The organism is Enterobacter sp. D2, from assembly GCF_034427575.1.
Lineage (GTDB): Bacteria > Pseudomonadota > Gammaproteobacteria > Enterobacterales > Enterobacteriaceae > Enterobacter > Enterobacter cloacae_M.
In genome coordinates this window covers 32,072-45,700 of the sequence record NZ_JAXQPP010000010.1, presented here as the reverse complement: position 1 = coordinate 45,700, position 13,629 = coordinate 32,072, and the positions used below count along the sequence as shown (strand labels likewise).

Genomic DNA, 13,629 nt, shown 5'->3' with positions numbered 1-13,629 from the left:
TTTACGTGATCAATAACCGCAGTGTATGCAACCTGGGATAACGAATAATGAAACGGAAGTTTTTCTCGCTGATCCTGTTCGTTGTGGCGTTTTCGGCCAGTGCAGATTTCAGCGGCCGGATTGTGCGCGTGCTGGACGGGGATACCGTTGAGATGCTTGAGCCAGGAAACCAACTGACGCGCATTCGTCTGGCCGGCATCGATGCGCCGGAAAAGAGTCAGCCCTTAGGCCAGCGTTCCCGTCAGGAACTCTCATCGATGGTGGCTCAGCGGCATGTAATCGTCACCGGAAGTGATAAGGATCGCTATGGACGTCTGCTCGGTACCTTGTGGCTTGGCGTGACGGATGTGAATGCCGAACAAATACGCAAAGGCCTGGCCTGGGCATACCGGTACCACGGAAAACCCGCCCGGCCAGACTACGCTGTTCTGGAGGCCGAAGCCCGCCGTCAGTCAGTCGGACTCTGGTCAGAACCGGGTCAGACAGAGCCCTGGCGCTGGCGTAGTCTGCATCAGGATGAGCTAAAAAAGAATAATGATTAAGGAGATTTCTGAATGACGTTAAAATTAACCGAAAGCAAGCTGGAAAACCTTGTTGATACTTTAAATGCCATCATATGCGGTGAGTTAAATATTACACGTGAGCAGCGTGAAAATATGGTCAGGACGGTTGCAATTCTGGGAGGGTTGACGGAACGGCAGCGCCTCATCACTGCGGAAAAAGAAGCTAAGAAGCAGGTAAAAGAAGAAAAGGAAAAACAACCACGCCTTCCGGATGAAGTGTTTCCGCGTTCCGGAAAACCGTGGGTACAGGAGGACCTGGACCTTATTCATTCGATTATTGCTGATATTCCGGATGACAGAATCGACGATCATATACTCTGGCTGTCGAAGAAACTGCAGCGTACTCCTTATGCCATCACCATGAAAATTGTCAGTGAAGGCCGTATGAACGAGGAATGGTCTAAAGGCTGGAAGCCAGCCGCAAAATCTATTCGTGCGGATTTTGCTCTGGTCAGGGCAAAGACTTCATCAAACAATACAGATAATTAATGAACGTTCGTCACTCATATGAAATGAGTTGATAAAGTAACTAAAATTTATAACGTTAATATGAAAATTTTATCAGGAATTTTCCTGCTCAACTAAATATAATATTCATGCAGCCGATAATAAGAGTGTAAGAAAGGGGGCGGTGTGAACGATTTTCATATTTTAAGTATTTGTATTCAGAATAAGGATGTGGCAGGCGCAATGCGCGTGCTGCGTGATAAATCAGAATTTGCGGTGCGCAAGATTCTGGAGAAACTAAAGGCCAGGGTCACAACGCAAACCGGCAGGGCATTCTGGCATTATGTTCAGGGCTGGCTGTTAACCGCGTGTCGCCAGGGGAATCTACAGCATGAATCGTTCAGTACCCGACGTTCTACCCACTATCCGGAACGCCAGCCAGCTCAGTCCCGCTGCTCTCGATATGGTCAAGCTTCTAGCACTTCTGGCCATGATTATCGACCACACCAATACGGTGTTTCTGTCGCCAGCCTGGCCGGTGATGTATGCGCTTGGCCGGATGGCCTTCCCCCTGTTCACGCTTATATGGGCGATGAACGTACAGCGCACCCCGGAACGACTGCAGAAGAGAGCCAGTCGCCTGTGGATCTGGGCTGTCATCACGCAGCCGGTGTTCAGCCTGGCCTTCTGGCATCACCAGCCCTGGTGGGTCCTGAACATTCTGTTCGTGTTTGCCGGCGTCACGCAGCTGATTGCCCTGCAGTACCAGCACGGCCTGAAAGGAATGTTTGCGGGATATCTGCTCCTGGCCCTCATGATTTGGCCCCTGCAGCCGGCAAGCTACGGGCTGGCAGGAATAACGCTGGCCATCAGTATGGCAACGGTTTCTGGCAGCGATACACCCGGAGTGCAGCGGCTGGCAGCCATCACTGCCGTGCTGTCACTGATTTGTTTAAACGGGTTATCGCATCTCCTGGATATGCCCGCAGAAACATTATTACTGGCCACGCTGCCTACTCTGGCATTCCCCCTGGCAGTGGTTTCATTCTGCAGGCAAATCTGTCCGGAGGGCCGCAGGCGTTTCATGCCGCGTAATTTCTTTTATTATGCTTACGCCGGTCACCTGGGGATTATTGGTCTGGTACAGTATACTTTCGCCTGATTAGGGAGGACGTGATGGCTATCAGTGAGAAAGAGCTGCTTGAGGCAGGTTTCAGCAAGAACGAAGTGGACAATTTACAGGGCCGGCTTGCAGCAGGCGGAGGCACCATGCAGCATCTCATCGATGCGCTCTCACGGCGCTTCCGGGTGTCGGTATGGATCACTGTCGCGCTGGTTCTGGTTATGCTGGTCACCCTCATTGCCGGCAGCCGGACACACATTCTTTCCGGGGGCATGAGTTCCCTTGTAGTCCTGATCATTGCCTGGGTGACCTTCCCTCCTGTACTGGGCTGGAAAGCATTCCGCCTGCAGAAGACTATTTCCCGGAAGGCTCAATAGTCAGTAAATCAAGCGCCACTTTGGCTTTAACCCCCCATCCCGCAATTTTAAGCGCCATTGCGGGACGGGGGGTGCCGGATACTTTCCTGAAGAAATCGGGCCGGGTCCAGTACCACAGCCGTTGTGCTTCGGGTTTCAGCCTCAGGCCATACGCGCCGTAGACTTCGCTGAAGAGTGTGACAGCCTTATACGTCCCCAGCCCCTGCTGCCGGCTGAAGCCCAGAAATTCAGCGATCTCCATCGAGCCGTCAGCGAATATTCCCTCCGTCTGCTTATCACCGAGGAGGTTGTGCGCGGCTTCCCGTGAAATCGTGTTAAAGCCATTTACGACAATCACCGCGCCGGCCACCACGCCCACCGGCGTCATTGAGGACATCATGACGATCCCACCAAAGATGGCCGCACCGGCCACCACGACGTCGACCGCTGAAATGATGTAACCCACAATTTTATTCTCATCCCGGACAACCTTCACCTCGGCATAGAGTTTTGCATAGCCGGTTCTGAGCGATCGGGACTGCTCCAGCAGGCTGGTATTTTCAGCCCGTAAGGCCCGCAGACAGGCCATACAGTCATCATCCGTTTTCGCCCGGCGTGCGGCCTCAAACTGGGCCATGATGAATGCCCTGATCTCATCCACAAACTGAATCCGGATGAAACCATCCTGGAGATGCATAGCCGCCACCGTGTTGGCCGTATTCACCAGTTTCCGGGCCTCCAGGTTGATCATGGTTTCGGCCCAGGCATGGGGATTCTGGCCGGGTAAAAGCAACGTGTCCATTTTATCGCCTCGCTTATCTGTTTCTGAAAGCATATTCCCGAAACGAGTTTTGACAACAAAAAATGGGCACACTGTCCTGCAGAACTCACTGATGCCGCATCGCGGCATGGAGGCGCCAGCTGAGGCCAGACAGGGAGAGAATGCCGACGGGCGCCGTGACCGGCGTAAGCCGCTGCGGTTTGAAAGGTTCTGCCTGTCCCATCCCTTACCCTGCAAAGCCATATCCGGTAACCGCCACGCCTGATGGTGACGTGCGCGGTCGGAGTGAGCCCGTCGAGGCCAGAGGCCGCTGACGGGCTGTATCTCCGCGTTAGCGCCGTGAGGCGCTTACGAGCGTGTACAGCGGGCTTGCCGCAACGCTAACTGCAGCTTCTTTGATTTCTAGTTACAACATCCCTCTTAAAGCGAGGGTGTTCCGGCCCTTCGGGCCGGGGCGGCGTCTGTTTAGCAGGGGTCAGGTATGTATGCTGTGCCGGGTTCTGGCGAGAACGGGGCCCGGCGCTTGCGACGGGAGGTACTTTTGATTTCCTACTGAGCGCGCGGCCGTGAGGCCGCTGCATGCGAAGGCATTTTACGTTATCCACAGAGTGGCCGAAGACAAAGATCTACTCTGGAATGTAATGAACAGAGAGATAAAAAAGGTGAAGTAAGACTGTTTTGCGGAATGTCTTTTATTCATTTCCGGGTTACTTCACTTATTCGTTTGCGGATTTCTGTGTAAAAAAAAGAGACTGTGGCCATTGCGGGCCATAACGACCGGCAGAGCGTCATGGTGACCGGAAGAAGAAAGGAGTGAAGGATGAAAAATGAGCAGAATGGCCGAAAAAAACAAGCACGAAAAGCCCCGGTGAGGGGCCTGTAAACAAGAAGACTGTTGTGTCGTCTGTGACTAGTCCGGTGGAGAAAGCGCCAGATCCAGCTGGTAAAGATGCTGGATGGCCAGCGCCTTCAGGCGCTCAGATGTGCACCAGTACGCTTCATCAGGCGGCATGGTGCGATAAATCCATTCAGACATTGCATGGAGTCGTTCATCTGCCGGCAGCTTAATCAGATTGTTGGCACGTTTACGCTCCGCGCCTTTTTTGCGGCGGTAAACGAGTGCCTCCTGACGCTTACGGCCAGACCAGCATTTCCGCGCAGAGTGGGCCTGAACATCATCATGTTCGCTCATCACCCCTTCCCGGATCAGCTGCTCACGCTCGGCGCTCTGACGGAGCTTCTTCTCCTGTTCTTTAAACAGCTTGTCCATATCGACGCCCAGCATCTGGAATCCCACAGGGGTGATATAGACATACGTTGGCAGCCAGGTGCGGGATTCACGATCCCAGGCGCGTTCTTCTGCGAGGCCCAGAACGCCAAACCGTACCTGTTCCTCAATAAGCCGTGAAAGGCGTGACACCGTCACCTCCGTTTCAGGAATGACATTGCCTTTTGCGTCCTTTGCACTGAGTTCTTTTGCAAGACGGGAGATACACATGCCGACGGTATGCTTGCCGGCATCACAGAAGCTGATGAGCACTGGCCAGAGCGCATCGAGCAGGCGCTGACGTTCGGGACGGAAGCCATATTTACGTCCCGCCTTACGGCGGCCGGCGACATAGAGAGGGTGACGAGAAACATGCATGCGCAGGCTGACCTGCCCGGTTTCTTTATCTTTTTTCACCAGGCGATTGTAGGCATGACCGAGCTGTCCGGAGAGCTTTTTATAATGCTCCGGGCGATACCAGGCCGGGTTCTCACATTTGGCTTTTGTGGAATGCTCACCGCGTTTGCGGCGGGTGAGTTTTTTGACTGGTGCAATGAGGAAATTACCCTGAGTGCCGGCATCGACATCCTGCCAGAAACGGGTTAACTCATCTTTCGGTAGATCTGACCAGTGAACAGAAATCTGATTGTCATTCACGGCGGCCTGTTCTTATGGCGGCCGGGTGTTGTTTTCTATGGTGCATGCGTTATAATCCTTCACAGGCAACGCGCCTGCTTTTGGACCCCCTGATATCTGACTCTTCCGCCAAGTTGATGACAGATTTCGGGGGGTTTGTGCATTCAGGCTCCGGGAAATCCCGTCACCTGCTCCTGAACGTTTTACTGGACACGTCCTGTCCCTGTTTGTTTCCGGAAGTCCGCATTTCTTCCGTAAAACCATCTTCTGCCACCCGTCAGCCTCACCACAAAGCTGTCAAACCGTCAGTTTGAGTTAGGTCACAAAAGTAATCTGAATCAACAATCTGTCCCACCACAAGACGATCGCTGACGATCCGAATACTACCTTCTCGTCAGTAATTTTTCCAGATGTTAGACCAGATAACCGTCCATAGTTTGCATGCTAATTGTCCTTAAGGGACTATAACCGGCAGCGCTCGCCGCAGTATCAGGCCGGCAGGCCTGATCGAGGAAGCGCAGGAGAACGGAACGGGAAGATGGCATTTACGCGCGGAACATGAAAAACAGTCTCTGGCGGGAGACGTTCTTCGGACTGAGGATCATTTCACTTTGGTGGCTTTCCGGATTGCTGCCTGAAGTCTTTCAGCGGTTACGGCTTCCGGGAACACCGTGATGGTGTCGGGAGTCGCCCCGCTAACGGGCATGACGATGATCCCCGGCGTTCCGGTGAGTCCCAGTTCCTCTGCCAGGTTACTGTTTTTCTCAAGGGACGCGGTATGGTCGCCCGGCACAGAGGCGGCCAGCCCTGCCTTTGACGCTGCCGCGAGTATATCCTCCGCCGTCAGCTTGCCTTCATTATGGCCGGTGGCGTAGATGGCATTGTGATAGGTGACATAGGCCTGCGGCCCTTTCTTTTGCCAGACCGTCAGCCCCTGCTGCGCAGCCTGAAGTGAAGCTTCCCAGCGTCCACCAAATATTGGCCACTCCTTAAAGAGGTAGCGGACGTCCGGCTGCGCTTTCATGACCTTCTCTAGCTCCGGCGCGAAGCGGCTGCAGAACACGCACTGGTAATCAAAGAATTCAATCACCGCGACCTTTGCATTATCAGGCCCGTAAGCCGGGGTGTCCGGATCATGCAGAAGGTTCGCCTGATTCTCCATCACGCTGAGTGCAAACATCTTCTGCTTACGTGTCTCCTGCTGTTCCTGCAGCTTACGACTGACCGTCACCAGTATCTCCGGGTGCGAGACCAGGTAGTCAGCAGCGATTTCGCCGATACGTGCCTCCTGCTCCGGGCTGAATAAGGGCTGAGGGGCCGAAGCGTGTGCCATTGAAATAAAGCCAATGTATGTTGTAACTATTAATACTGCTAATTTTTTTGCTTTCATAGCCTGATTCTCATGATTAAAAGGGGGATTAACGTTCTTTCTGAATGGTCCGGGTGAGGGTCTGTTCTTCACGCTCCGGCATGCAGCCGCGTTCAGTATTTTCTGCCGCCCTGAGCATGTCTCGTTCAGCGTTTGCCAGATCTGCAATCACACGCGATGCCCGCGACTGTTCACCAGCGGTCTTGTCAGCACCTTCCAGCTCGCTTCTGACGCCTGCAGCGGCTTTTATTTCCTGTCCATCGGTGTTTTCCTCACCTCTGACCCTGGCGATCACATCCGCATCCGGGTTGAGTGGTTCCGGTTTACGCGGGTTAATGTCTTCCGGTTTCAGTCTGATCACCTCTTCCTGTGGAACTTCCGCCAGCAACGACTCCGGCTGCCTGCTCCGTCCGGCTTCTTCATTGCGAACCTGGTCTGCCAGCATTTGCTCGCGCAGCTGCTGTACGTTCTGTTCGTCCGTCAGCGTGGAGACAATACCCGGCGACACATCCTGTTTTGTCCCACCGCTTACCTTAAGCAGCCATGCTGAAGGCGGTTCATCACCGGTCTGCCAGACCACGCCGTCCTTTGGATGATTTCGTACTGTATCGAGTGCAGCCGTCAGGTCGCTGGCCACAATCGTGTTTCCGGACTGACTCCGCTGCAGCACGGCGCCACGGGCACGCTCTGTCATGACCATTCGTGTCTCCCCCTGAGTCATCCGTCCTTCCGGGCTGGAAACCAGGGAAACCAGGGCCAGGCCCGCACTCCTGCCATTGTTGTCATACACCGGCAGCGCCAGCGCCGGTTCAGGAAAGCGCCGGGTGGCCGGGATGATTTTTGCCGTCAGTGACGCATCCTGCATGCCCTGATGGCGCACCCAGGCGCGACCGATGGCCGTTTTATTCACCGGCTGCCCCATTGCCCAGATGGCTTTCGCCTGTTTGCGCTGCGTTTCCGGTGCCAGCGCATCGTGCGCAGTTTTGATATCACGCTCCGGTGTTTTTACCGCCTTAACCCAGTCCGCTTTCCCGTCGGTGTATATCTGGACGTGCTCTTTCACGCGTGAGGCTGAAATGTAGAAGGCACGACGGGAAGCCAGTGCCTTACGTCCGTCTTTCGTGCCCTCAAGCGCAATGACATAATCACTGCTGGCCCCCTGTGCGCCGTAGCCGGTGACGGCCCAGCCGTAGTCGATATGCTGCTGCGCCCGGACCTTCTCCGGATTGATGGTGACGCGACCGTTCTCCCCTTTCAGACGGATATTCCCCTCCTCGCTGACCGACTCCACCGTATAGCGCTGGTTGGCCATCTGCCCCTGTTCGCGATCGGTCGCCGTGAACTTAAGCAGATCGCCGGAACGGACTTCCATCTCGCTGCGGCGAAACAGCTGCACGTCACCGGTGATCAGCTCCTTCGGTGAAATCAGAGCAATCTTCCCTTCCTCATCACGTACCGTCACCGTTCTGCCGTTACGGTCAACAGCCACCACATCCTGGTAGCGGTCACCGCGTTTAACCACCATCCCTGCTTCCCAGGCCTCTGTTTTGTTGAACTCATGGCGCGTATGGGTGATTTTATCGAGCACAGGCACAGCCGGCTGATGAAAGTTGTCGTCCGTGTCCACCCAGGGTGCAATCCACAGGCGCTGCGTGGCGTCAGGAATACGCTGAACCGGAACGCGGCCTGCAGTGTTAGGCGCTCTCATGGGTGTAACCCACGAACGTCGATTTTGAGGCGTAGCTCTTGGCAAAGACGATATGACCAACCACCCGGAAACCGGCCGTTTTCCACGCATTCAGAAACAGATCCGCGCGGTTCCAGGCATAGAAACTCACCATCAGGCTGTCATTTTTCAGCACGCGGTACATTTCATGACAGGCGGGCTGGAGCCATTCTGCTGAGTTGTCCCCGGCCAGGGTGCGGCCGGTATGGCAGAATGCACACTGATAATGGATTCGCGCCGTTATCTTACATGTGTGCCTTTGATTTCAGGACGTCCCCGACCGGAGACGTCTTTTTTTTGAGTCGGATATATGGCAGGTGAAAGTGTGAAGTGATTATGTGATTATCAGCGCCGAAAACATCTTAAGGGTTTTCACCTGTAACGAATTGCATGGCTTCAGGACACCCCCTCCCCGGATGGTGTCCTTTTTTTCAGCGCCCCTTCACGTGGTCGATAGCGAACTGCAGCGTGTCCCAGTTAAAACCGATGCCTGCATCGTGGCTGTGGTCGCAGATACGCATGGCTTCTGCAATTTCCTCCTCCGACAGACTGCCATCAAGCGACAGAAAATCATCTTCCAGCCAGAACGTCCCCATACACAGTGCATCCGGTGGGTACTGCTTCAGCCTGGCGATGAGCCCTGCCACCGTCACATCATCACGACATGCAGGCCGCGACGGCAGGACGCGATCGGCGATGTCGTTCCAGCACCAGTCATCGCACTCCGGTACAGGTTCCAGCAGGGTCTGTAATTCCACGCCCGGCAGCAGTGAGAGCTGCTCCAGAACCTCCCCCAGAGAAAGTCGCTCTCCGCTGGCATCTTCACTCCCCAGGTAATGGTGATTGATATAGACGGCAAACTCGCCGTTATCGAGTTCAATACAGGTCAGTCTGAACATGGTTGTGTCCTCAGCATCCGGCACCCTCTTGCGCCGTGCCGCCACAAAAACACGGCGTAAAGCGGAGGACGCCAGGGCGACGCCGAAGCCGCAGCGCAAGCCCTTCACGGGCTGAATGCACCGTGCAGGGTGAGGACGGAGACAACGTGAACCCTTGCGACCGCAGCGGCCGGGTTAGCGTGAAGGCACGGCGGGTAATTTTTTACGGGAGATATAAAACGGAGGGAAAATTTCACATTAAATTAAAATGTGATTTACATCACAAAACAATACATTATAATCGCCGAAAAATTAAGCGTTTAGTTTTGACGGCAGGGATGAGATGTCACCCTGCCGTTTTTTTCTGAAGTGTACGGGGCCGGATTTAACGCGCAGGAGCTGCACCAATACGTCTCAGCGCATCCTCTACTTCACGCAGCCCAAAAATATCTTCCGACGACTGCTCTTTTCCGGACAGGCTACATACCGTAAAGACGGCATTTGATGCGGATAATCTCTCGCGGAACAACGCCTGCAGTGCCACAACGACCAGCGTACGTTCGTCTCCTGTCAGCTCTTCAAGCTGCATACTGTTTCCTTCAGGTTAATGTTCATATTCATCCCCGCCCCTCTGGTTTTTTCTCGTCAAACGCCAGGAGAACCCCGAGGCCGATCAGTGAGGCATAGCAGACCTGCATCGCGATTGTGACCGGCAGGGAGATGTTATCAACCAGAACGCCGGGAACCACGACGGCCACGCCTGCCAGTATCATTCCCCTGCCGGTCTTTTTGACCCGTTCCGGCCACTGAGATTCAGGCACGTTCCGGGCGCGCAGAAAGTTATGAATGCACTGCACTGCTTTTTGTTTAATCACTGACATGCTCTAGTCTCCGAATGCCCGGCGCATATTTTTCTTTATGTTGGTCGCTTCTGCGGATACCGGTGCGGCAGGCTCCGCTGGTTTCTCCGGCACTGCAGCCATACTCACGTCAGCCGTACCAGCCATCTGCTGAACCAGAACCTGCAGCTCGCTGACCGTGCCGGGCGGTACCGGCATACTGGCCAGCAGCCGCGGCAGCTCCGGTGCGGTCGTATGCAGGGCCAGACCGGTGATAATCAGGTTTCTCAGCAGCTCTCCGCGCAGGCGGGATGACACGCCCGTCAGCACACGCTCAACCCTTTCACTGCTCCGGTCATCCTGAAGCGTCAGGGTGTAACGCCGGCGCTGGTATTCCGTCTCAGGTGACATGGCCAGAGCCGCCACGCCACCATCAGGCTCATCAGGAAGTCCTGAGAGTGAAGACCAGGTGCCGGATACCAGCGCCATCACGGCACAAAGCTGGATGGCGCTCAGATGCCCGTCAAAGAACACCGGGATCAGCGCCGGTAAACGGGCATCCGTCTGGTACATCACCGCCCCGGCGGTGGCGGCGGTCCGGATGAAGTCACCGCGCAGGGGCTGTGAGATGGTGCTGATGGTCGCCATCGCCGCGATGTCGGTGCGATCGTCGCTGTGCAGATAGAAAGAATACTGGCCGTCCGGCACGTTTAGTCCTCTTTATTGTAAAGGGCAATCTCTCTGGCCAGCGCCAGCTGCGGATCGCCGATAACCTCGATACGGTCAGGAGCCAGAGGCCAGGCCTGACGGATAGCCTCTTCAATGAGGGATGCCCCTCCCCCGACCAGGAATACCCGGTTAACGTTCCTGAAGGCCGTCAGCTCACTGGTGACACGCGCCCCCAGGGAAGTTATTGCCTCTGTAATTTTGTTCAGAACATCATCAATTTTTCCGGCATCGTTGATCACTCGCTGCAGATACTGACGATCATTGCGGTTGCGGATGACCGTGTCAGCAATAAGCGCGCTGGTTTCGCTGTCTGCAGCCCGCAGTGCGCCTGCAGCTGCGCGGGTGACCTGTGACACGCCGACAGACGGATTGCCGTGTACCGCACTGATATCATCAAACTGTCCGACAATCACGCCGGCATCCAGCGTGGTTCCGCCGAGATCGATAATCAGGGTGGTCTCAGCGGGTCCGGGCTTCAGTTCCGCGAGACGGGAGAACGCCGCCGGCAGTGATTCCGGCATCACCTTCACGTCCGTTACGGTAAATGCCCTGCCCTTATTCAGAACCAGCTCACGCATCAGGTTTTCCCGTTTGCGTCGGATGTTCTCCTCGTTCCGCTGGCAGTCCCCGTCATAATACTCACTCAGGGGCAGCGTCACGGTCAGGCTCACCGGCTGCGGCTCAAGTCCGCTGTTCAGCAGGGCATGATGCACGGCCAGCAGGTTGAGATCACCATACTGGTATTCCACGTTTGTTGTCGGGATGGCATCCCGGCTGACGCTGTCCCAGGTGTATTTCAGCGTGCCCACCTGATAGTTGAACGTTGCGGCACTGAATTCCGCCACTTTCCAGCCATGCCGGAAGGAATTAGCCGAAACCCGGGTCTGCAGCTCCTTTCCTTCAAACCATGCCAGCTTAACATTAGTTGAACCATCATCGCAGTAAATATTCATCATTATGCTCCGTTAATTAAACTCAATTTGATACATATTATAAGAGCAAAATGGCAAAAAAAAGCCTTATTTCTCATTGTGAGTAATATAAATATCTCATAATGGGATTGAATAGCATTTTGAGTAACTTGGATTACTCATCCTGTTCATGAAGCAGGTGATCTGGATTATCCTCACTCTGTTAAATATACTGTATTTATAACCAGTATATTTAGACGTCAGGAGGAAAGATGAAACTGCAGCTTTTCAGCACCGGGAAAGCACTACCGGCACAGGCCCATCCGTTGTTTGCAGACCTGGCCAGCTGCGGTTTTCCCAGCCCTGCCGCTGACTATGTCGAGTCCGACCTGGATCTCCATGATTACTGCATACGGCACTCGAGCGCGACTTACTATCTCCGTGCCAGCGGTGACAGCATGTCCGACGGCAGCCTTTACAATGGCGATCTGCTGGTTGTGGACAGTGCAGAGAAGCCCCGGCACGGCGATATTGTTGTGGCCAGTGTGCAGGGGGAGTTTACGGTTAAACGGCTTCTGCTGACGCCACGACTGACGCTGCAGCCAATGAACGCCGCCTGGTCGTCGATTTATCCCGACCCGGATGATCTGGATATCTTTGGCGTCGTCACGCACATCATCCACCGCCCGAGGGAGATGTTCTGATGTTTGCCCTGGCCGATGTGAACAGCTTTTATGCCAGCTGCGAACGTGTTTTCCGCCCGGATTTGAAAGGAAAGCCGGTTGTGGTGCTCAGTAATAACGATGGCTGCGTCATCGCAAGAAGTGTCGAGGCAAAGCCCTGGATCAAAATGGGCACGCCGTGGTTTCAGATGAAAAACGAAAGGTACCCGGAAAAAATATACGCGTTCTCAAGTAACTATGAACTTTATGCCTCGATGTCAGCGCGCGTTATGAACTGCCTGGAGGAGCTGGCCCCCAGGGTGGAACAGTATTCGATTGACGAGATGTTCCTCGACCTGACCGGTGTTGAGCACTGCATGGACCTGGAGGACTTCGGCCGGCAGCGGCGTCAGCACGTGTATGACTGTACCCGTCTGACCATCGGCGTGGGTGCCGGGCCGACGAAAACCCTGGCAAAATCAGCCCAGTGGGCCTCAAAGGAGTGGAAACAATTTCGTGGCGTGCTCACCCTGACCCGGGGGAATCCTCAGCGAACGCGGAAACTGCTTTCACTGCAGCCGGTCGAAGAGATCTGGGGCGTGGGAAACCGTACTGCACGCAAGCTCAATGTTCTTGGCATCAGGACCGCGCTAGATCTGGCCCTGACGAACCCGGCCTTCATCCGGAAAAATTTCTCCGTCGTTCTCGAGCGAACTATGCGCGAACTGAACGGGGAAAGCTGCATGTCGCTTGAGGAAGCCCCGCCTGCGAAACAACAGATTGTCTGCAGCCGCAGTTTTGGCGAGAAGGTCACTGAATACGATTCGCTGCGCCAGGCTGTCTGTCAGTACGCAGAGCGGGCCTCTGAAAAGCTGCGGAAAGAGCACCAGTACTGCCGGCATATTTCAGTATTCATCAAAACGTCTCCGTTCGCCGTTAAAGAGCCTTACTACGGAAACGTGGCCACGGAGAAACTGCTTACCCCCACTCAGGACACCCGGGACATCATTGCGGCCGCCACAACGGCTCTGGAGCGTATCTGGAAGGATGGGCACCGGTATGCCAAAGCCGGTGTGATGCTGAATGACTTCACCGGCTCCGGCGTTTCGCAGCTGCAGCTGTTCGACGAACGTCCTCCACGTCCTCACAGCGCTGAGCTGATGAAGGTTCTCGATGGCATTAATCATTCCGGTCTGGGACAGGTCTGGTTTGCCAGACGAGGGATTGCGCCTGCATGGCAAATGAAACGCAATATGCTCTCCCCTGCGTACACCACCCGCTGGAAAGATATTCCCGTTGCGAGGATCAGATAAATTCTGCTTTTCAGAGAGAGCCAGTAGTG

14 protein-coding genes and 2 pseudogenes are annotated in these 13,629 nt (G+C 54.8%); 6 read left to right on the top strand and 10 right to left on the bottom strand.

The annotated features are described in order from the left end of the window. The first annotated feature begins 47 nt into the window (after nucleotides 1–47). From SPG90_RS21805 to SPG90_RS21790, 4 genes are all read left to right on the top strand, one after another. Nucleotides 48–542, top strand: a complete 495-nt coding sequence (locus tag SPG90_RS21805; protein WP_322408381.1) for a thermonuclease family protein — start codon at nucleotides 48–50, stop codon at nucleotides 540–542. 12 nt (nucleotides 543–554) lie between these two features. Then, nucleotides 555–1,052 (top strand): hypothetical protein, encoded by a 498-nt coding sequence (locus SPG90_RS21800; protein ID WP_322408380.1) that lies wholly within the window; start codon nucleotides 555–557, stop codon nucleotides 1,050–1,052. Between the two features lie 349 nt (nucleotides 1,053–1,401). Beyond that, nucleotides 1,402–2,172, top strand: a complete 771-nt coding sequence (locus SPG90_RS21795) for a TraX family protein (protein WP_322408379.1) — start codon at nucleotides 1,402–1,404, stop codon at nucleotides 2,170–2,172. Between the two features lie 14 nt (nucleotides 2,173–2,186). Continuing rightward, a complete protein-coding gene (locus SPG90_RS21790) occupies nucleotides 2,187–2,510 on the top strand; it encodes a hypothetical protein (protein ID WP_032656054.1) in 324 nt (107 codons plus the stop codon). Here the strand turns inward: SPG90_RS21790 and SPG90_RS21785 are convergent. From SPG90_RS21785 to parM, 10 genes and pseudogenes are all read right to left on the bottom strand, one after another. Then, nucleotides 2,488–3,291, bottom strand: coding sequence for a DUF4225 domain-containing protein (locus SPG90_RS21785; RefSeq protein ID WP_322408378.1), 804 nt, complete (start codon nucleotides 3,289–3,291; stop codon nucleotides 2,488–2,490). The genes SPG90_RS21790 and SPG90_RS21785 overlap by 23 nt on opposite strands. An 889-nt stretch (nucleotides 3,292–4,180) precedes the next feature. Next, the gene (gene repA / locus SPG90_RS21780; RefSeq protein WP_149289508.1) at nucleotides 4,181–5,194 is read right to left on the bottom strand and encodes a plasmid replication initiator RepA; all 1,014 of its coding nucleotides are present in this window, start codon (nucleotides 5,192–5,194) and stop codon (nucleotides 4,181–4,183) included. A 580-nt stretch (nucleotides 5,195–5,774) separates the two neighbouring features. Then, on the bottom strand, nucleotides 5,775–6,563 hold the full coding sequence (locus tag SPG90_RS21775; RefSeq protein ID WP_322408377.1) for a DsbA family protein: 789 nt from the start codon (nucleotides 6,561–6,563) through the stop codon (nucleotides 5,775–5,777). Between the two features lie 28 nt (nucleotides 6,564–6,591). Then, nucleotides 6,592–8,136 (bottom strand): annotated as a pseudogene (locus SPG90_RS21770) (conjugative transfer relaxase/helicase TraI domain-containing protein); the annotation flags it as partial. Nucleotides 8,137–8,239: 103 nt separating this feature from the next. Next, a pseudogene (locus tag SPG90_RS21765) lies at nucleotides 8,240–8,470 on the bottom strand (DNA methylase); the annotation flags it as partial. 229 nt (nucleotides 8,471–8,699) lie between these two features. Continuing rightward, nucleotides 8,700–9,167: a hypothetical protein gene (locus SPG90_RS21760; protein WP_023327694.1), complete on the bottom strand. Its 468-nt coding sequence runs from the start codon at nucleotides 9,165–9,167 to the stop codon at nucleotides 8,700–8,702. 364 nt (nucleotides 9,168–9,531) lie between these two features. Further along, on the bottom strand, nucleotides 9,532–9,735 hold the full coding sequence (locus tag SPG90_RS21755; RefSeq protein WP_322408375.1) for a hypothetical protein: 204 nt from the start codon (nucleotides 9,733–9,735) through the stop codon (nucleotides 9,532–9,534). 28 nt (nucleotides 9,736–9,763) lie between these two features. Further along, a complete protein-coding gene (locus SPG90_RS21750) occupies nucleotides 9,764–10,027 on the bottom strand; it encodes a hypothetical protein (protein ID WP_013087139.1) in 264 nt (87 codons plus the stop codon). A gap of 3 nt (nucleotides 10,028–10,030) precedes the next feature. Then, nucleotides 10,031–10,693 carry a plasmid partitioning/stability family protein gene (locus SPG90_RS21745; protein ID WP_322408374.1) on the bottom strand — a complete coding sequence of 221 codons (663 nt, stop codon included), beginning with the start codon at nucleotides 10,691–10,693 and terminating at the stop codon, nucleotides 10,031–10,033. 2 nt (nucleotides 10,694–10,695) lie between these two features. Next, on the bottom strand, nucleotides 10,696–11,667 hold the full coding sequence (gene parM / locus SPG90_RS21740) for a plasmid segregation protein ParM domain-containing protein (protein WP_322408398.1): 972 nt from the start codon (nucleotides 11,665–11,667) through the stop codon (nucleotides 10,696–10,698). 230 nt (nucleotides 11,668–11,897) lie between these two features. On the opposite strand from parM, the gene umuD reads away from it, so the two are divergent. Together umuD and SPG90_RS21730 are read left to right on the top strand one after the other, a co-directional pair. After that, nucleotides 11,898–12,329: a translesion error-prone DNA polymerase V autoproteolytic subunit gene (umuD, locus tag SPG90_RS21735; protein WP_322408373.1), complete on the top strand. Its 432-nt coding sequence runs from the start codon at nucleotides 11,898–11,900 to the stop codon at nucleotides 12,327–12,329. Beyond that, nucleotides 12,329–13,600: a Y-family DNA polymerase gene (locus SPG90_RS21730; protein ID WP_322408372.1), complete on the top strand. Its 1,272-nt coding sequence runs from the start codon at nucleotides 12,329–12,331 to the stop codon at nucleotides 13,598–13,600. Before umuD ends, SPG90_RS21730 begins: the two co-directional genes overlap by 1 nt. Nucleotides 13,601–13,629 lie beyond the last annotated feature (29 nt).